This is a genomic window from Microbacterium lemovicicum (genome assembly GCF_003991875.1).
Taxonomy (GTDB): Bacteria; Actinomycetota; Actinomycetes; order Actinomycetales; family Microbacteriaceae; genus Microbacterium; species Microbacterium lemovicicum.
The window spans coordinates 2,416,543-2,434,145 of the sequence record NZ_CP031423.1 but is presented as its reverse complement, the minus strand read 5'-3'; the positions used below and the strand labels follow the sequence as shown (position 1 = coordinate 2,434,145).

At 70.2% G+C, this 17,603-nt stretch carries 18 protein-coding genes and 1 tRNA gene; 12 read left to right on the top strand and 7 right to left on the bottom strand.

All coding sequences use genetic code 11. The features are described 5' to 3' along the window. Positions 1–15 precede the first annotated feature (15 nt). From CVS47_RS11460 to CVS47_RS11450, 3 genes are all read right to left on the bottom strand, one after another. The gene (locus CVS47_RS11460; RefSeq protein ID WP_206502617.1) at positions 16–675 is read right to left on the bottom strand and encodes a methionine ABC transporter permease; all 660 of its coding nucleotides are present in this window, start codon (positions 673–675) and stop codon (positions 16–18) included. Then, complete coding sequence (locus CVS47_RS11455; protein ID WP_127096199.1) at positions 668–1,705, bottom strand: methionine ABC transporter ATP-binding protein; 1,038 nt, start codon at positions 1,703–1,705, stop codon at positions 668–670. The genes CVS47_RS11460 and CVS47_RS11455 overlap by 8 nt, the downstream gene beginning before the upstream one ends. Before the next feature lie 63 nt (positions 1,706–1,768). Beyond that, positions 1,769–2,668 (bottom strand): MetQ/NlpA family ABC transporter substrate-binding protein, encoded by a 900-nt coding sequence (locus CVS47_RS11450; protein ID WP_127096198.1) that lies wholly within the window; start codon positions 2,666–2,668, stop codon positions 1,769–1,771. A 228-nt stretch (positions 2,669–2,896) separates the two neighbouring features. Between CVS47_RS11450 and CVS47_RS11445 the strand changes: the two genes are divergently transcribed. The 7 genes from CVS47_RS11445 (at position 2,897) to CVS47_RS11415 (ending at position 9,667) form a co-directional block, all read left to right on the top strand. Continuing rightward, a tRNA-Thr gene (locus CVS47_RS11445) sits at positions 2,897–2,969 on the top strand. A 59-nt stretch (positions 2,970–3,028) separates the two neighbouring features. Beyond that, positions 3,029–3,424: a hypothetical protein gene (locus CVS47_RS11440; RefSeq protein WP_127096197.1), complete on the top strand. Its 396-nt coding sequence runs from the start codon at positions 3,029–3,031 to the stop codon at positions 3,422–3,424. A 103-nt stretch (positions 3,425–3,527) separates the two neighbouring features. After that, the gene (locus CVS47_RS11435) at positions 3,528–5,798 is read left to right on the top strand and encodes an MMPL family transporter (RefSeq protein ID WP_127096196.1); all 2,271 of its coding nucleotides are present in this window, start codon (positions 3,528–3,530) and stop codon (positions 5,796–5,798) included. A 30-nt stretch (positions 5,799–5,828) separates the two neighbouring features. Beyond that, positions 5,829–6,437, top strand: coding sequence for an isochorismatase family protein (locus CVS47_RS11430; protein WP_127096195.1), 609 nt, complete (start codon positions 5,829–5,831; stop codon positions 6,435–6,437). Next, positions 6,434–6,928 carry a GNAT family N-acetyltransferase gene (locus CVS47_RS11425; protein WP_127096194.1) on the top strand — a complete coding sequence of 165 codons (495 nt, stop codon included), beginning with the start codon at positions 6,434–6,436 and terminating at the stop codon, positions 6,926–6,928. Before CVS47_RS11430 ends, CVS47_RS11425 begins: the two co-directional genes overlap by 4 nt. Before the next feature lie 242 nt (positions 6,929–7,170). Further along, positions 7,171–8,271, top strand: coding sequence for a TerC family protein (locus tag CVS47_RS11420; protein ID WP_127096193.1), 1,101 nt, complete (start codon positions 7,171–7,173; stop codon positions 8,269–8,271). 97 nt (positions 8,272–8,368) lie between these two features. Further along, positions 8,369–9,667, top strand: a complete 1,299-nt coding sequence (locus CVS47_RS11415) for a hemolysin family protein (protein ID WP_127096192.1) — start codon at positions 8,369–8,371, stop codon at positions 9,665–9,667. A 123-nt stretch (positions 9,668–9,790) separates the two neighbouring features. Here CVS47_RS11415 and CVS47_RS11410 read toward each other — a convergent pair whose 3' ends face one another. Beyond that, positions 9,791–10,912, bottom strand: coding sequence for an FAD-dependent monooxygenase (locus CVS47_RS11410; RefSeq protein WP_127096191.1), 1,122 nt, complete (start codon positions 10,910–10,912; stop codon positions 9,791–9,793). Positions 10,913–11,310: 398 nt separating this feature from the next. Here CVS47_RS11410 and CVS47_RS11405 point away from each other — a divergent pair, with 398 nt between their 5' ends. Continuing rightward, positions 11,311–12,150 carry a UbiA family prenyltransferase gene (locus CVS47_RS11405; protein ID WP_277600934.1) on the top strand — a complete coding sequence of 280 codons (840 nt, stop codon included), beginning with the start codon at positions 11,311–11,313 and terminating at the stop codon, positions 12,148–12,150. A 34-nt stretch (positions 12,151–12,184) separates the two neighbouring features. Then, positions 12,185–13,591, top strand: coding sequence for a phytoene desaturase family protein (locus CVS47_RS11400; RefSeq protein ID WP_127096189.1), 1,407 nt, complete (start codon positions 12,185–12,187; stop codon positions 13,589–13,591). Positions 13,592–13,598: 7 nt separating this feature from the next. Here the strand turns inward: CVS47_RS11400 and CVS47_RS11395 are convergent, their stop codons facing one another. Together CVS47_RS11395 and CVS47_RS11390 are read right to left on the bottom strand one after the other, a co-directional pair. Further along, entirely contained in the window at positions 13,599–14,168 is a 570-nt protein-coding gene (locus CVS47_RS11395; RefSeq protein WP_127096188.1) for a dihydrofolate reductase family protein, read from the bottom strand. Between the two features lie 116 nt (positions 14,169–14,284). Further along, on the bottom strand, positions 14,285–14,542 hold the full coding sequence (locus CVS47_RS11390; protein WP_127096187.1) for a hypothetical protein: 258 nt from the start codon (positions 14,540–14,542) through the stop codon (positions 14,285–14,287). A gap of 94 nt (positions 14,543–14,636) precedes the next feature. Between CVS47_RS11390 and CVS47_RS11385 the strand changes: the two genes are divergently transcribed. Next, positions 14,637–15,074, top strand: coding sequence for a VOC family protein (locus tag CVS47_RS11385; RefSeq protein WP_127096186.1), 438 nt, complete (start codon positions 14,637–14,639; stop codon positions 15,072–15,074). Between the two features lie 55 nt (positions 15,075–15,129). Here the strand turns inward: CVS47_RS11385 and CVS47_RS11380 are convergent, their stop codons facing one another. After that, on the bottom strand, positions 15,130–15,837 hold the full coding sequence (locus CVS47_RS11380) for a VIT1/CCC1 transporter family protein (RefSeq protein ID WP_127096185.1): 708 nt from the start codon (positions 15,835–15,837) through the stop codon (positions 15,130–15,132). Positions 15,838–16,044: 207 nt separating this feature from the next. On the opposite strand from CVS47_RS11380, the gene CVS47_RS11375 reads away from it, so the two are divergent. Further along, positions 16,045–16,542, top strand: coding sequence for a DUF2231 domain-containing protein (locus CVS47_RS11375; RefSeq protein WP_127096184.1), 498 nt, complete (start codon positions 16,045–16,047; stop codon positions 16,540–16,542). 159 nt (positions 16,543–16,701) lie between these two features. Continuing rightward, positions 16,702–17,568, top strand: coding sequence for an alpha/beta fold hydrolase (locus CVS47_RS11370; RefSeq protein ID WP_164734644.1), 867 nt, complete (start codon positions 16,702–16,704; stop codon positions 17,566–17,568). The last annotated feature ends 35 nt before the right edge of the window (positions 17,569–17,603 follow it).

The following is a 17,603-nucleotide window of genomic DNA, read 5'->3' as shown; positions in this document are numbered from 1 at the left end:
TCGCTCGGTCTCGGCTCAGCGCCGGAGCACCTTGCGTGCCAGCGAGTTGCCGAAGAACTGCACCGCCTGCACGATCACGACGATGACGAGCACCGCCGCCCACGTCACCGCGGGGTTGAACTGGCGGAAGCCGTTGACGATCGCGAACTGACCGAGCCCGCCGGCCGCCACGACGCCGGCCATGGCCGTCATGTCGACGAGCGCGACGACGATGAACGTGTAGCCGAGGATGAGTGGGCCCAGCGCCTCACGCGGCACGAGCCGGAAGAGGATGCGCGAACGGCTCGCCCCTGCCGCGCGTGCGGCCTCGATGACACCGGGCCGCACGGTCAGCAGGTTCTGTTCCACGACGCGGCCGATCGCGAACATCGACGCCAGGGAGATGGCGAAGATGCCGAACTCGATGCCGATGCCGCGGATGCCGAGCCCGCGAGCGAGGGGCTGCACGGCGGCGAGCAGGATGATGAACGGGATCGGACGGAACGTGTTGACCAGCACGTTCAGCACGGTGAACGCGATGCGCTGCGGGAACAGGCTGCCGGCGCGGGTCGCATAGAGGGCGAGGCCGACGAGCAGCCCCGCGATGCCGCCGAACACGAGGCTGAGCGTCACCATCAGCAGCGTCTCGGCCGTCGCCGACCAGAGCTGGGGCAGAAGCTCGATGAGCCTATCCACGGGCGTCCTCCTCGATGAGCGGCGCGACGGCGCCGGCGGCGGCCACCGCGCGGTCGAGAGCCGCGGGATCGCCGGTGAGCGCGAGCGTGAGGTGTCCGAAGACCCGCCCGCGGATGTCGTTGATGCCGCCGTGGATCAGCTCGAAGCGCACGCCCTCCGCCGACAGCGCGGCGAAGACGTCGGCCTGGGTGACATCGCCGTCGCGCACGGTGAACGTGACGATCCGACCGGGATGCCGCGCCCGGAGCGCCTGCCACTGCTCGCCGCGCGGCACGTCCTCGACGATGCTCGACACGAAGCGGCGAGTCGCCGTCTGCGCCGGGGCGGAGAGGATGTCGAAGACCGCGCCTTGCTCGATGATGCGCCCGCCGTCCATGACGATCACGCGGTCGGCGATGGAGCGCACGACGTCCATCTCGTGCGTGATGACGAGGATCGTCACACCCAGCTCGCGGTTGACCCGGCGCAGCAGCGCGAGGACCTCCGCCGTGGTGTCAGGATCGAGCGCGCTCGTCGCCTCGTCGGCGAGCAGGATGCGCGGGTTCGTCGCCAGCGCCCGTGCGATGCCGACGCGCTGCTTCTGCCCGCCGGAGAGCTGCTCGGGATGGCTCCCCGCCTTGCCGGAGAGGCCGACGAACTCGAGGAGCTCGGCGACGCGCGCCGTGATCTCGCCCTTCGGACGACGGGCGACCTCGAGCGGGTACGCCACGTTGCCGGCGACGGTCCGCGAGTCGAAGAGGTCGAACTGCTGGAAGATCATGCCGATGTCGCCGCGGAGGGCGCGCAGCTCGCGCTCGCCGAAGCGGGTGATGTCGGCGCCGTCGACCTCGACGCTCCCCGAGGTCGGCTTCTCGAGCGCGTTGACGAGCCGCAGCACGGTGCTCTTGCCGGCGCCGGAGTAGCCGACGATGCCGCAGACCTCGCCGGCGGCGACGTCCAGATCGACGTCGTCGACGGCGATGACGGGCTCGGCGCCCTTCCGGGCGGGCGGGTACGTCTTGGTGACGCCGCGCAGTCGGATCAGGGTCATGGGTGCATCTCCTCGGGATGACGCACCGACGGCCCGCCGGAGCGGGCCGTCGGCGGTGGGCTCCTACTGGTTGGCGCGGATGTCGTCCTCGACGTCAATCAGCGCCTTCTGGAGGTCGGCGACCGGCGTCGTGACGAACACCGCCGTCCCGCCTGCGGCCTCCTGGGCGCCGTCGAGCACGCCCTGCGTGTTCTGGTAGATCTCGACGAGCTTCTTGTACGTCGGGTTGTCGGCATCCGCAGCCTTGGCGGCGAAGATGTTCACGTACGGCACCGCGTTCGGGTCCGACGGGTCGTCCTTCGCGATCGCGTCGTCGAAGGTGAGGTTCGCGTCTGCGACGAAGTCGTTGTTGATGATCGCCGCGGCGACGTCGGGCAGCGAGGTCGCCGTCAGCGCGGCATCCAGAGCCTCGACCTTCACCTTCGAGTCGGGCTGCACGTCGGCCACCGTCGAGAAGATCGAGCCGCCGTCGGCGAGCTCGATGAGACCGGCCGACTGGAGCACGAGCAGACCGCGGGCCTGGTTGCTGTCGTCGTCGGGGACGACCACGGTCGAGCCCGCGGGGATGTCGGCGACGTCGTCGTACTGCGTCGAGTAGAGCGCGAGCGGGTAGATCGCCGTCGCGCCGACGGGCTGCAGGTCGTCGTCGGAGGCGACGTTGTAGGTGGCGAGGTACACGATGTGCTGGAACTGGTTGAGGTCCAGCTCGCCGGCCGACAGAGCCGGGTTGGGCTGCGTGTACTCGGTGAAATCGACGATGTCGACCGAGATGCCTTCGGCGGCTGCGGCCTCCGTGTAGGTCTCCCAGTAGGGGTCGCCCGCGCCGACGACGCCGATGCGCACCGGCGCGGAGGAGGAGCCGTCGGAGCCGGCGGAGTCGGAGCCGCCCGCGCAGGCGCTGAGCAGGAGGGCGACGGGGATGGCGAGAGCCGCTGCGGTGATGAGTCTTCTGGACTTGGACATAGGGGAACTCCTCGGATCGACGTCCGCGACTGCGGTGTCGACCGCAAGCGCGACCGGGGCGCCGCACTCGCCTCGCCGCGGAACCGTGACGACGCTACGTGCCGGTTGCGCGTCCGCGGAATCGGCCGTAACACGTCGACACGCGGCCGAACCCGCCTCCGACCGCGGTTCGCGAGGGCCGTGGCGACAGGGTAGGATTGTGGATCGTGCATCGCGTGAGCGAGGCGCGCCACCTTAGCTCAGTCGGCAGAGCGATTCACTCGTAATGAATAGGTCAAGGGTTCGATTCCCTTAGGTGGCTCGGATGATTCGGGCCCGCTGCGGCGGGCCTTCGTCGTACTCGTCCGGAACGGCGGGCCCATGGACTCGACGCTCGATGCCGTCGTGGAGATCTTCGCGTGGACGGGCTTCGGACTCGGCGCCCTGATCGCCGGCGTCGCCCTGGTGCTTTTCCTGCTCGACGGCACGTGGGTGCGCGTGCAGGCGGTCGTCGAAGAGGGCGAGCACGGCGTGCTCGCGCGGTGGTTCGGCGAGGACGGCGGCGTCAACGAGGCTCCGCTGAGCGCACATGACCACGCCGCCCTCGGCGGCCGCGACATGGTCGAGGTCTACGCCCGCCGCGGCTGGATGAACCGGATGCGCACGACGCCCGGCTCCCCGGCGGTGCGGGCCGCCAAGCTCCTGTCGCTGGGACTGATCGGCGTCGGCGTGGTGGCCCTCATCACCTCGTGGATCCTGCTGTTCGTGCGCGGCTGACCCTCGTCGCAGCCCACCGCCGCCCCGCACCGCCACCATCCAGGGGCGCGGCAGGATGGGTCATCGGTGGCGCAGAGGAGCCTTCGCTAGATAAGCTAGCGAAATGACTCCGCCTCCGACCCGGCGCACCCGCGCGTCCGTCTCGCCGTCACGCTGGCTGCGCGTCGGCATCCCCGCGCTCCTCGTCCTGATCTGGCTCATCGGCGGATCGATCGGCGGACCGTACTTCGGAAAGGTCGACGAGGTCTCCTCGAACGATCAGTCGAGCTTTCTCCCGCAGAGCGCGGATGCGACCCAGGTGAGTGAGCGTCTCCCGGAGTTCCTCGGCGACGAGAGCATCCCCGCCGTGGTGGTCGTGACCGGTGACGGTGCGCTCTCCGAGACGCAGATCGCCGACATCCAGTCGCTCGCCGAGACCATCGGCGGTGTCGAGGGCGTGCAGGACGGCGTCTCGCCGCCCATCGTCTCCGACGACGGCGAGGCGGCGCAGATCTTCGTGCCGATCGACGCGTCGGGGGAGGTCCGCGACAGTGTCGAGGCGGTGCGGACGGCGGTCCAGGCCGCTCTGCCCGACGGGCTGCAGGCATGGGTGACGGGCCCCGCGGGCTTCACCGCCGACCTCGTCAAAGGCTTCCTCGGCATCGACGGCCTCCTGCTCGGCGTCGCCCTCGGCGCTGTCTTCGTGATCCTCGTGATCGTCTACCGCTCGCCGCTGCTGCCGATCCTCGTGCTGCTGACCTCGGTCTTCGCGCTCTGCGTGGCGCTCCTGACGGTCTGGTGGCTGGCCAAAGCCGGCATCTTCGTCCTCAACGGCCAGGTGCAGGGCATCCTGTTCATCCTCGTGATCGGTGCCGCCACCGACTATGCGCTGCTCTACGTCGCCCGCTTCCGAGAGGCGATCGGCGAGGGCGAGAGGAGGTGGGATGCCACGACCCGGGCCTGGCGCGGAGCGTTCGAGCCGATCATCGCCTCGGGCGGCACGGTGATCGCGGGCCTCCTCTGCCTCCTGCTGTCCGACCTCGCGACGAACCGCGCCCTCGGTCCGATCGCCTCCATCGGCATCGTCTTCGCCGTGCTCTCTGCGCTCACCTTCCTGCCCGCGCTCCTCGCCCTGTTCGGCCGCGCCGCGTTCTGGCCGTTCACCCCGAAGCGGGCCGTCGCCGGCATCCCCGACGACCTGACCCAGCCGGTGACCGGCATCTGGCCGCGTCAGGCGCGGTTCGTGGCGCGCCACGCCCGCCCGGTGTGGATCGTGTGCACCGTCGTGCTCCTCGCGGCCGCGGCGGGAGTCCTCCAGCTCAAGGCCGACGGCGTTCCGACGAGCGACCTGGTGCTCGGCGCTTCCGAGGCGCGCGACGGGCAGGTCGCGCTCGCCGAGCACTTCCCCGGCGGCTCGGGCAGCCCCGCGTACGTCATCGTGCCTGAAGACCGGGTGGCGCAGGCCGTGACCGTGCTCGACGGCAACGACGGCGTCGAGTCGGTGGCCGCGGCATCCGGGGATTCCCCCACGGGACAGGCCGTCGTCACCGTCGAGAACGGCGCGCCGGTGTTCGCGGCCGTCGGTCCGCCCGGCACCGCCGCTCCTGCGCCGACCGTCGCGGCCGGCGACGTGCTCCTCGTGGCCACCCTCACCGACGCAGCTGACTCCGTGCCCGCGGAAGACACGGTGCGCGAGCTGCGCACGTCGATGGACGACGCGCTCGGAACCGGCACGGTCCTGGTGGGCGGCGTCACCGCGACCGACATCGACTCCAACGCCACGTCGATCCGCGACCGGACGCTCATCATCCCGATCGTGCTCCTGGTGATCCTGCTGATCCTCATGCTGCTGCTGCGCGCCGTGCTCGCCCCCGTGCTGCTGGTGCTGAGCGTCATCCTGTCGTTCGGCGCCTCCCTCGGCGTGAGCGCGCTGGTGTTCGACTTCGCCTTCGGGTTCCCCGGGGCGGACCCCGCCGTGCCGCTGTACGGATTCGTGTTCCTGGTGGCGCTCGGGGTGGACTACAACATCTTCCTCATGTCGCGCGTCCGCGAGGAGTCGCTCGTGCACGGCACGCGGTCCGGCCTGCTGCGGGGTCTCGTGGCCACCGGCGGCGTCATCACCTCGGCGGGCCTGGTGCTGGCCGCGACCTTTGCGGCGCTCGGCGTGATCCCGATCCTGTTCCTCGCGCAGCTCGCGTTCATCGTGGCGTTCGGCGTGCTGCTGGACACCTTCATCGTGCGCTCGCTGCTCGTGCCGGCCGCGGCCTACGACATCGGCCGCGCCATCTGGTGGCCGTCGAAGCTGTGGCGGCAGGGTCCCGAGACCGTCGATGCGCCGACCGTGTCGCGCCCGCCCCGCACCCGTCGGGAGCTGCGCGCCCGCCGCGACGGCTGACCCGGAGGGCTCGCGGCGTACTGTCGAGGTATGACGCGAGCCCTCTTCATCGTCGACGTGCAGAACGATTTCACCGAGCGCGGCGCTCTGGGTGTGGAGGGCGGGGATGCCGCGGCCGCACGCATCTCGGAGTTCGTCGCCGCGCACGCCGCCGACTACGAGATCGTCGTCGCGTCGCGGGACTGGCACGACGGCGACGGCGACAACGGCGGGCACTTCTCCGAGACGCCCGACTTCGTCGACACCTGGCCCGTGCACTGCGTCGCGGACACCGAGGGCGCGGCCTACGACGAGGTGTTCGACACCGCGCCGGTCACCCACCACCTCAAGAAGGGGCAGGGTCGCCCCGCCTACTCGCTGTTCGAGGGGATGACCGACGACGGGCGGACGGCCGCGGACCTCCTCGATGCCCATCTCATCCGCGACATCGACGTGGTCGGCATCGCGACCGACTACTGCGTGCGCGCCTCCGCCCTCGACGCGCTGGCGGCCGGACGGACCGTGCGGGTGCTCACCGACCTCGTCGCGGGCGTGCACGCGGACTCCTCCGCCGCCGCGCTCGACGAGATCGCCGCGGCCGGCGGGCGTCTGCTCTCATCGACGGAGGTCGGCGGCTCCGACGGGACGCCGGCGCGATGAGGGTGCGGCGCATCCTGGCCACCGACGCGGAGCGCGTGCGCGCCCTGCGCCTGGAGGCGCTCGACGATCCGGCCGCCGGACTCGCGTTCCACGAGACGCGGGAGACCGCCGAGGCGCGGCCGGAGTCGTTCTGGACGGACCGGGCGATCACGGGCTCGCTCGGCGACGACTCCGCGCAGTACATCGCCGAAGACGGCGCGCGATGGGTCGGCACGGCGACCGTCCTGGCGGCGCGCTCCGGGCGGGGCGCGCTGCTCGTCGGCGTCTTCGTGTCGGCCGACCACCGAGGAGCCGGTGTGTTGGATGCGCTGGTGGATGCGGCGGGGGAGTGGGCCCGGGCGCGCGGCGCCGACGAGATCGGCCTCGAGGTGCACGTCGACAACCACCGTGCCCAGGCGGCGTACCGGCGGCTGGGGTTCACGCCCACCGGGGTGACGGTGACCGGACCGAACGGGCAGGAGCTCGCGATGACCCGCCCCCTCGCGGGGTGAGAGGCCGCAGCATCCGCTGATCCATTCGGACGCATAGGCCTATCGAGTGCGCCCACGCCCTGTCAATACCCAGCTTCGGGTTCCGCCATCCGGTAGTCTCGCAAGTCCAAGGGGAGTACTCCCGACTGCGGTCGGCTCGTCAATACGGATGCACTCGCATCCCGGGTCGCCGGTCCTCATCTCGAGGATGGAGGAGACCTTGGCGTCACTCTCGTCAGCCACGCCACCCCTTGGAGTCTTCCGTGGAAATCACCCCACTCATCTGGATCATCACCATCGCGGTGACCATCCTGTTCTTCGTGTACGAGTTCTTCGCGCACGTCCGCACGCCGCACGAGCCGTCGATCGGGGAGTCCGCCCGCTGGTCGGCGTTCTACATCGGCCTCGCGCTGCTGTTCGGCGTCGGCATCGGCGTGGTATCGGGCTGGACCTTCGGCGGTGAGTACTTCGCCGGCTACCTGACGGAGAAGGCGCTGTCGATCGACAACCTCTTCGTGTTCCTCATCGTCATGACCGGCTTCGCCGTGCCCAAGATCTACCAGCAGAAGGTGCTGATGGTGGGCATCATCATCGCGCTCATCCTCCGCGGCATCTTCATCGCCGTCGGGGCGACGCTGATCGAGAACTTCTCGTGGATCTTCTACATCTTCGGCGCGCTGCTGCTCTTCCTGGCCTACCGTCAGGCCTTCTCGCACGGTGAGTCCGACCCGGCGAACGGCAGGTTCATGCAGTTCGTGCGTCGCCACCTGGCGGTCACCGATGAGTACCACGAGGACAAGCTCACGGTGAAGAAGGACGGTCGCCGCTTCGTCACCCCGATGCTGCTGACGATCATCGCGATCGGCTTCGTCGACCTGATCTTCGCAGTGGACTCCATCCCCGCCATCTACGGCCTGACCGACGAGGCCTACATCGTCTTCACCGCGAACGCCTTCGCACTCATGGGTCTCCGCCAGCTGTACTTCCTCATCGGCGGACTTCTGGAACGCCTCGTCTATCTGGCACAGGGTCTGGCCGTCATCCTCGCCTTCATCGGCGTCAAGCTCGTGTTCCACGCCCTCCACGTCAACGAGCTGCCGTTCATCAACGGCGGCGAGCCGCTGCTGTGGGTGCCGGAGATCCCGATCTGGTTCTCGCTCCTGTTCATCGGCCTCACCATCGCAGTGGCCACGGTCGCGAGCCTCATGAAGACGCGCAACGCTCCGACGGCGTCCGCCGCCGAGGTCTCGGCGGTCGAGCCCGAGGTCAGCGCCGCCGCCACCCGTGAGGGAGCGGTGACCGGCCAGGTCGAGCCCGGCGCCGAGCCGGTGCGCCCGATCGACGAGCAGCGCAAGCGCTCCTGATGTCGCGCGGCTCCGCTGCTCCGTCGCCTGACGGCGACAGTCCCCGCACCCGGGTCCGGCCGGGTCTGCACGCCTCCCCGACGGGGGAGATGCGCTGATGGGCGATCTGCTGCTGAACGTCGTGCTGGTGCTGGTGTTCGTCCTCGTGGGCGGTGTCTTCGCCGCGACCGAGATGGCCCTGGTGACGCTCCGTGAGAGCCAGCTGAACCAGCTGGCCGCCCGGGGCAGGCGCGGCGAAAAGGTCGCGGGTCTGGCCCGCAACCCGAACACGTTCCTCTCGGCCGTGCAGATCGGTGTGACTGTCGCCGGCTTCGCGTCGGCGGCGTACGGCGCGGCCTCCATCGCCCCGTCCGTCGCCCCACTGCTCGAGGCGGCCGGGGTGGAGGCACCGTTCTCGACCACGCTCGCGACGGTGCTGCTGACCCTCGTGATCGCCTACCTGTCGCTCGTGCTCGGCGAGCTGGTGCCCAAGCGCCTGGCGATCCAGCGCAACGCCCAGTTCGCCTACGCCGTGGCGCCCGTGCTCAACGGCTTCGCGATCGTCATGCGCCCGGTGATCTGGCTGCTGTCCATCTCGACCAACGCCGTCGTGCGCCTCCTGGGCGGTGACCCGCACAAGACCGTCGACGAGCTCAGCGAAGAGGAGTTCCGCGACATCGTCGCCAGCCAGCAGGGACTCCCCGACGAGGAGCGCCGCATCCTCGACGATGTGCTGTCGCTGCGCGGACGCCAGCTCAGCGAGGTCATGAGGCCGCGTCCCGAGGTCGTCGCCCTCGACGAGTCGGGCACGGCCGCCGAGGCCATCGAGCAGGTGCGCGACCTGCCCTTCTCCCGCTATCCGGTGGCGGAGTCGTCGATCGATGACATCATCGGGTTCGTCCATGTCCGCGACCTGTTCGAGGCCGCGGCCGTCGACCCCGAGCGCCCGCTCGGCCGTCTCGTACGATCGATCCCGTACCTGCCGTCCACCGCCCGCGTGCTGCCCACGCTCTCGCGGATGCGCGCCGACGGCAGCCACATCGCCGTCGTCATCGACGAGTACGGCGGCACGGACGGCATCGTCACGCTCGAGGACCTGGTGGAGGAGGTCGTCGGCGAGATCTTCGACGAGTACGACACCGACGCCGCGGCGATCGCCGGGGGCGGCGAGGTCGACGGTCGCCTCAATCTGCAGGACTTCGAGGAGGCCACCGGGCTCGCGCTGCCGCGCGGCGCGTCCGACACGGTCGCCGGGTTCGTCACGGAGCAGCTCGGACGCCTCGCCGTCGTCGGCGACAGCATCGAGGTGCCGGGGGCGACCATCCACGTGACCGCGATGGATCGCCGGCGCATCGCGACCCTGCACGTCGCCGCCCACGTCGACGACGAGCCGGCCGCGGCCGAGCCGGTCGTCTAATCCAGCGGCCGCGGCATCCGCTGGGGTTCATCTGACGCTTGTCGCGGCATCCCTCGGGGGATGACGACGGACGTCGTCAGGTGGGCGGATGCTGCGGCCGACCGCGTTCCGGCATCCGTCGGGTCAGAGCCGCTGGGCGAGGAAGGCCAGCGTCTGCCCGATGAGGCGTCCGGGCGCGGCGGGCTCGGGAGGTCCGGGAGGCTGTTCCCATCGGGAGAGCTGCAGCGACGTCTCGACGACCGCCCGGGCCCGCTCGAAGCGCCGCGCGGCGAGCTTCTCGGCCATCTCAGGGAATGCCATTCCCGAGGCGGCCAGCTTGCCGAGCGCGACAGCGTCCTCGATGGCCAGCCCTGCCCCGTAGGAGATGTGCGGCGTCGTGGTGTGCACCGCGTCGCCAATCAGCAGCGTCCGGCCGGCGTGCCAGGGAGGTGGCATCAGCAGCCACGTCAGGGCGCGGAAGTCGATCTGTTCGGTGTCCGTCAGTTGGGAGGCCACTGCCGGAGCGAAGCCTCCGAATCGTCCGAGGCGCTCGTGGAAGAGCCGCAGCAGGTCCTCTCGCGGCGGTCGTTCCGCGCCGATGCCCGAGTCCAGCATCCAGAGGTAGAGGCGACCGTCGGGCAGCGGCACCAGACCGAGCCGGAGGGGGCCGTCGAGCATCATCGTGTAGTGATCGAGCCCCGGCGGGCAGACGGCGGCGGCGCGCCAGATCGACTGTCCCGCGTAGGCCGGCTCCGCGGCGTCCGGGAAGAGGCGGTGCCGCAGCGTCGAGTTCGCTCCATCGGCCCCGATGACGTAGTCGACGGTGACATGCGACCCGTCCGACAGGGCGACATCGGCATCATCGACCCCGCTCACGATCTCCTCGACGGTGGTGCCGAGGCGCACGGGGATGCGGGAGCGCGCGACAGCCGACACCATCACGTCATGGACCGCCTCCCGCGTCATCCCGAGGAGGGGCGGATCCTCCGGGCCGTTGACGTTCATCTGGGGCATCTGCGCGATGAGGGTGCCGTCGGCCGTGCACATGTCGATGACGTCGTGCCGCCGACCGACGCGCACCAGCTCGCCGTGGATGCCGAGGCGCTTGGTCGCGCGCTGCGGCGCGCTCTGAAGGGCCAGGCCGATGCCGCCGGGGCGCCAGTCCGCTGACGCTTCCACGATCTCGACGTCCGCGCCCGCCTGAGTCAGCGCCAGCCCTGCAGCCATACCGGCGGGTCCGCCGCCCACGATCAACACCTTCGTCACGCCGTCACCGTAGTGTGCGGAGACGCATCTTCGTAAGCGGAAAGCTGCACCGGGGCATCATCGGCACCCACTGCCGCCACCCCTCGGGGTGTGGCGGGCCGCCGCGACGGATGTCACGCTGTGAAGCGGGATCAGCGGATCTGGGGTCCGCCCCACCCGGCACCGTCCCGTCTCGGTGGGGCGGTGGGGCGGTGCCGAATCCGCAGTCAACCCGGCCGCCTTGTGCTGCGCCGACGGTAAAATCGTGCACAGCGTCTCATCGGACGTGCCGTGCAGCGACAGCCCGAGGAGCAACGACATCGACGATCACACCGTCCCGCCGGAGCGGCCGTCGATCGGGTGTCGCCATCGCTGATCGCGCAGGGGCGACACCCCGAACGCGCACCCCGTGGTCGACCGTGTCGCGGCTCGTGCACATCTCCCGGCCGGTGCTCTGGATCAACGCCATCGGCACCGGTGTCGTGGGGATGTGGCTGACCGGCCAGCTGTTCGACCTGCAGGCGCTGCCGATCCTCGTGTGGCTGACCCTGCCGTTCAACCTGCTGATCTACGGCGTGAACGACATCTTCGACCAGGACACCGACGCGCTGAACTCGCGCAAGGGCTCCATCGAGGGCGCGCTGATCGAGCCGACCGAGGTGCGACTCATCGCATGGGCTGTCGCGATCACGAACCTCCCCTTCCTCGCCTACTTCGTCATCGCCCTGCCGCCGCTGGCGGTCGCGGTGATCCTGCTCTACACGCTGGTCTTCGTGTTCTACTCGGCTCCGCCGCTGCAGTTCAAACGGCGCCCCTTCCTCGATTCGCTGAGCAACGCGGCGTACGCGCTGCCGCTGCTCATCCTTCCCGTCGCGCTCCGGGCCGACCCGGTGTGGCCGGCCGTCATCGGTCTCATGGCGTGGAGTGTGGCCAAGCACGCGTACGACGCGGTGCAGGACATCGAGGAGGATCGCGCGTCGGGCATCACCACGACCGCGGTGCGGCTCGGACCGCGCGGCACCGCGATCTGGAGCGGAAGCTGGTGGCTGGTGTCGACCGCGCTCTTCGCCCTCGTGAGCGTGCCCGTCGCCATCGTGAACATCGCCATCGCGGGCTTCCTGGTCGTGCAGCTGCTGCGCCGTCCGGTGCCGGAGACCGGACGGCGCCTGTACCCCGTGTCCGTCGCCTTCCCGTACATCGCGGGCTCCGTGGCGAGCGGCCTCCTGCTCGCCGCGATGTTCCTCGGGATGTATCCGTGATCGGGTCCGCCCGCTGCACACGAGGAGTCATGTCGTGAGTCGTATCGTCGTCATCGGAGCGGGGCTCGGCGGGCTTGCAGCATCCGCTCTCCTCGCCCGTGCCGAGCACCAGGTGACCGTCCTCGAGTCGGCTCCCACCGTCGGAGGCAAGAGCCGGCGCATCGAGATCGACGGCGAGCGGATCGACACCGGTCCGTCGCTGGTGACGTTCCCGGGTGTCTGGGACGAGCTGCTGCGCCGCCTCGACACCGGTGGTCGTCAGATCTCGGATGTCGGCGCCATCGAGCTGGAGCGCCTGCCCGAGGTGGGTCGCTACTACTACGACGGCGAGACGGTCTCGCTGCCCGTGCCCGCCGACCACCCCTGGTATCCGGCGTGGCGCCGCTTCAGCGACCTGCACGCGCCCCTCGCCGACGACGTCACGAGGCTGCTGATCGCTGATCCGCTCGACCGCTCGTCCCTGCCCGCGCTGCGCCGGCTGCTCGCCGTCTACGGTCCGCGACTGACCACCCGCGCCTACCTCGACAGCCTCGACTGGCTGCCCGACGGCCTGCGCGAGATCATCGCCATCCACACGCTCAACGCGGGCGTCTCGCCTTCGCGCACGCCTGCGCTGTACGCGAGCATGCCGGCGATCATGGCCGAGACCGGCGCCTGGGTGCCGCGCGGCGGCGTCTACGAGGTCGCGCTCGCTCTCGCGAGACTGGCGGATGCTGCGGGTGCCGACGTGCGCACGGGGGAGGCCGTCACGCGGATCGAGCGCGGTCGGGTGACGACGACCCACTCCTCGTACGCCGCCGATCTCGTGGTCAGCTCGCTCGATGCCGACCGTCTGGAGGAGCTGCGGGGCCACCGCGCGCGCGGCTCGCACACGCTCTCATGCTCGGCCGTCGCGATCTACGGCGTGCTGCGCGACCCGCTGCCCGAGCGCATCGCTGCGCACAGCGTGATCCTGCCGACGAAGCCGGCCGCGCTGCATCGCAGTCTCGACGCGGGCGATGAGCCGGCCGACACGATGGCGTTCGTCAACCACTACCGGCCGGGTGAGATCTACCCGAACAAGCGGAGCACGCTCGGCATCCTCCTGACCGCTCCCGCCGACGGTGGCGACTACACGCTCGAGCATCCGTTCGTGCGCCGCGAGGTGGAGCGCATCTCGACCACGATGGGCTTCGACGCGCCGCTGACCGACGCCACGGTCGGCAGCACGGTGCTCGATCCGCATTATTTCGGCTCGTTCGGCGAACCGCACGGCGCCCTCTACGGTGCGGCACGTCCGCTCTGGATGAGCGGTCCCCTCCACCGGCCGGGCTACCGCGATCTGCGCGCGCCGTGGCTCTGGCGCGTGGGCGCCTCGGTGCACCCGGGCGGCGGCATCCCCGCGGTCATCGGGGGAGCGATGATCGCCATGTCGAAGCTCCTGGCCTCGCACCCCGCCTGATCCGGCCTCAGAGCCTGGCCGGCGCGGGGCGGTACAGCGCGGCCGTCACGCCCGAGCGGAACTCCCGTCTGTCCACGAGCTCGAGCCGCACGCGCTCGCCGAGACCGGAGAGAAGCGTCGGACCGTGTCCGGCGAGCACCGGGTGCACGAGGAATTCGTACTCGTCGATCAGCCCGAGGCGGGCCAGCGCGGTGGGAAGGGTCACGCCGCCGACCCAGAGTCGCCCGCCCGGCTGATCCTTGAGCCGCTGCACGCTCTCGCGGAGGTCACCGCCGAGCAGCCCTGCGTTCCAGTCGACCTCGTGCAGCGTGCTCGACACCACGTGCTTGCGGGCGTCGTCGATCGCCTCCGCGAAGGCGACCGCCGCGGCATCCATCCACTCCGGCCAGACCCCGTCGGCCGGCCGACGCCATGCGGACCGCATCATCTCGTACGTGGTGCGGCCGAAGATCAGCGCGTCCGCGTGCGCCATCTCGTCGGTCCAGAAGTTCATCGACTCCTCGTCCGGCGGGAGCCCGGCCTCGTGGTGGCAGCAGCCGTCGAGCGTGACGTTGATCGAGTACCTGAGCGTCCTCATCGCGACTCCTTCGTCGTCGTCGTTGTGCGCGGGCTGCTCGATGGTGCCGAGTCGACTCCCGTTCCTGTCCACGACCAGGATCGACCGAGGGATGGGTCGCTGTCGAGAGTTATCGCTCAGAAGCGGTCGTAGAGCTCCTGAGCGGTGACACCCGTGTCTCCGACGGCGTGGACGCCACGGACCGGCCGCAGCTCGAATGTGCCGTCCGCACTCCGGTGCAGCGTCGCGGTGTAGTCGCCGCGGGTGTCGAGCTTCACCTCCCAGAGGTCGGAGTCCATCAGGCGCAGCGTGACGATCGCGCCGCTGCGGGCGACGAAACGGGTCTCCGTCTCTTCGGCGGAGGGCAGGGGGAGGAGCGAGTCAGCGGACGCCATGGGTGAAGTGTAGAAGCAGGGTCGGACGGCCGGCTCCGAGCTCGGTCATCCGCGCAGATCTCTCCCGGCGGCACAGCTCGCTAGCATGCCGAGCATGACCATCAGCATCGCGAATGTCGGGATCGCGGTCCGCGACATCGAGGCGGCCGTGTCGTTCTTCACCGATCTCGGACTGGAGGTCGGTGGGCGCGACACCGTCAGCGGCCGGTGGGCCGACACCGCTGTGGGTCTCGACGGCAACCACGCGAAGATCGCCGTCCTCCGGCCACCGGGCGGCGGGGGCGAACTGGAGCTCTTCGAGTACCTTCATCCCGATGCGATCGAGAGGGAGCCGATCCGACCCCACGAGATCGGCATGCACCGGGTCGCCTTCGCCGTCGACGACATCGACGAGGCGCTGGCCGTGGCCGCTCGTCACGGATGCTTCCCGCTGCGCGGTGTCGCGACATACGAAGACGCCTACAAGCTCACGTATCTCCGCGGACCGAGCGACATCATCGTGATGTTCGCCGAGGCACTGCATCGGAGCTGATCGGGCTTCGTGCACGTCTGAGCCTCCTCTGTCGTCGCGCGACGATGCCCGGTGCCTACACGATCCCGGATGTGCCCAGAAGCGCGCCGATGGCGAAGGTGGCCAGGAGTGCGAGTGCTCCTCCGCCGACGATGCGCAGGATCGGGCGTCGGACGGGGCTGCCGCCGATGCGGGCGCTGATCCAGCCGGTGAGCGCGAGGGCGAGCAGGACGACCGCGAAGGTCACCGGAACGCGGAGCTCGGGCGGGGGAAGCAGGATGGCCAGCAACGGCAGAACGGCGCCCAGGGTGAAGGCGAGTGCAGACGCGCCTGCCGCGGCGAGTGGGCTCGCGACGCTGTCCTCGCTGAGGCCGAGCTCGGCGTCGAGATGGGCGGCGAGGGGATCCTTCGACGTCAGCTCTGTGGCCACGAGCCGCGCGGTGGAAGGTGTCAGTCCGCGCGCTTCCCAAAGGCCGGTGAGTTCATCGAGTTCTCCCTCTGGATCCTCGGCCAGCTCGATCCTCTCCTTCGCGATGAGCGCTCGTTGACTGTCGCTCTGGCTGCTCACGGAGACGTACTCGCCGAGCGCCATCGAGATCGCGCCGCCGACGAGACCGGCGACACCGGCGGTGAGCAGCGCGGGTGTGGCCGTGGTCGCACCCGCCACGCCGACCACGAGAGCGGCGACCGACACGATGCCGTCATTCGCGCCGAGGACTCCGGCGCGGAGCCAATTCAGCCGCCCCGTCAGGTCACTGTTGTGAGGCTCGACCGGAAACGACATCCCCCTCGCGTCGTCTGTCATGAGGCCGATGTAAGCACTGCTCGGCGCCGCGCGCCAGCAAGGCGACACTCACCCGGGTCGAGGACGCGACTCAGCAGAAATCCGGCGCCTGCGCATGAGTCGGCCCCTTTCCGTGCGCGGGACAGTCGGTGCAGGCGTGAAGGCGCATACTGGCCTTCGCCCGCCCGCGCTCACGGAGGACCACTCATGTTCGACACCTTCTTCGGACTCCCGCTGCACCCTCTCGTCGTTCACGCGACCGAGGTGATCGTGCCGCTCGCCGCTCTCCTGGTCCTCCTCACCGCAGCCTGGCCTCGGTTCCGTCGATGGGGCGCCTACCTCACCGCAGGCACGGCGCTGGTCGCCGTCGCGCTCGTGCCCATCTCGAAGGAGTCGGGGGAGCGGCTGGAGGCTCGCGTCGGCGAGAATGCGCTGATCGACGCCCACTCCGAGCTCGCGGACGGACTGCTTCCGTGGACGGTCGGACTGCTCGTCGTCGCGGCCGCGCTCCTCTGGTGGAACCTCCGCGAGCGTCGCGCGCGAGCCTCATCCGACGACGCGCGCGCGTCGAGGCGCGCGAACCTGCGATGGGTGCCCGTCACCCTGCTGGTCGCGGCGGTCGTCGTCGCCGGCGGGACCACGGTGGATGCGGTCCTCATCGGTCACAGCGGCGCAACCGCGGTGTGGTCCGGCGACATGGGGTGAAGCCGACCTACCGCGGGGCGGATCCGCCGATCCGTCACGACGAAGGGCAGGATTCCGATGGAGGCTGACCGTCCTGCGCTGTGCGATGTCGCGGGCTTTGGACAGGCTGGGCGTATGTCGAGCGACGCGGGTCCTGTCAGCCATCTGCACACCGGGGATATGGTGCAGATCGACTATCGCGACGAGGGACCGTCCGACGGGCCCGTCGTCGTCCTCCTGCACGGGTATCCCGACATCCCGGCGACCTGGGATGCCGTCATCGGGATGCTGCCGCCGGGGCTCCGCATCATCCGTCCCTCTCTGCGCGGCGTCGGGTCGAGCAAGACCCTCGATCAGCGCGCTCGATCCGGTCAGGTCGCCGCTCTGGCATCCGACGTGCTGGAGCTCCTCCACGCGCTCGACGTTCGCGACGTCGTGCTCGTCGGACACGACTGGGGAGCTCGTGCGGCGCATGCGGCCGCCGCGCTCGAGCCGGAGCTTTTCCGCGGGCTCGTCACCCTCTCGACCGCCTACGGCGATGGTCGCGGACTCACGGCCGAGCAGTCGCTGGCCGACGCCTCCGTCGCCTGGTACCGCTACTGGCTCTGCACCGACCGCGGGGCCGCCGCGTTCCGCGCCGACCCGGCGGCTCTGACACGGTGGGCATGGCGGCACTGGTCGCCGTCGGTGGAGCTGACGGACAGCGACCTCGAGGCGATCCTCACCGCGACCGACACGGAGGAGTTCGCCGACGACGTCGTGCACTACTACCGGCACGGCGCCGGCGCGGCCGACGGAGCCCCGGTCTACGCGGAGACGCAGGCGCGCCTGGACGCGTGGCCTCGGATCCGCGTGCCCGCGACGTTCCTCATCGGCACGGCGGACGGATGCGAGACGCTGGCGCCCGCCCGCGCGAACGGGCATCTCTTCGACGGCGAGCGGACGCTGATCGAACTCGACGGTGTCGGCCACTTCATCCAACGCGAGCAGCCGCGCGCCGTGGTCGACGCTGTGGTGTCGCACCTGGGTGCGCCTCACGCCGATTGACTGCTGGCGGTCCGGGCGGCGACCGACCGTCCGCA

Coding starts and splice junctions, on each gene's coding strand:
- CVS47_RS11455 (WP_127096199.1), bottom strand. CDS start 1,705: ATGACCCTGATCCGACTGCGCGGCGTCACCAAGACGTACCCGCCCGCC.
- CVS47_RS11450 (WP_127096198.1), bottom strand. CDS start 2,668: ATGTCCAAGTCCAGAAGACTCATCACCGCAGCGGCTCTCGCCATCCCC.
- CVS47_RS11440 (WP_127096197.1), top strand. CDS start 3,029: ATGGACTCGACGCTCGATGCCGTCGTGGAGATCTTCGCGTGGACGGGC.
- CVS47_RS11435 (WP_127096196.1), top strand. CDS start 3,528: ATGACTCCGCCTCCGACCCGGCGCACCCGCGCGTCCGTCTCGCCGTCA.
- CVS47_RS11430 (WP_127096195.1), top strand. CDS start 5,829: ATGACGCGAGCCCTCTTCATCGTCGACGTGCAGAACGATTTCACCGAG.
- CVS47_RS11425 (WP_127096194.1), top strand. CDS start 6,434: ATGAGGGTGCGGCGCATCCTGGCCACCGACGCGGAGCGCGTGCGCGCC.
- CVS47_RS11415 (WP_127096192.1), top strand. CDS start 8,369: ATGGGCGATCTGCTGCTGAACGTCGTGCTGGTGCTGGTGTTCGTCCTC.
- CVS47_RS11395 (WP_127096188.1), bottom strand. CDS start 14,168: ATGAGGACGCTCAGGTACTCGATCAACGTCACGCTCGACGGCTGCTGC.
- CVS47_RS11390 (WP_127096187.1), bottom strand. CDS start 14,542: ATGGCGTCCGCTGACTCGCTCCTCCCCCTGCCCTCCGCCGAAGAGACG.
- CVS47_RS11385 (WP_127096186.1), top strand. CDS start 14,637: ATGACCATCAGCATCGCGAATGTCGGGATCGCGGTCCGCGACATCGAG.
- CVS47_RS11380 (WP_127096185.1), bottom strand. CDS start 15,837: ATGTCGTTTCCGGTCGAGCCTCACAACAGTGACCTGACGGGGCGGCTG.
- CVS47_RS11375 (WP_127096184.1), top strand. CDS start 16,045: ATGTTCGACACCTTCTTCGGACTCCCGCTGCACCCTCTCGTCGTTCAC.
- CVS47_RS11370 (WP_164734644.1), top strand. CDS start 16,702: ATGGTGCAGATCGACTATCGCGACGAGGGACCGTCCGACGGGCCCGTC.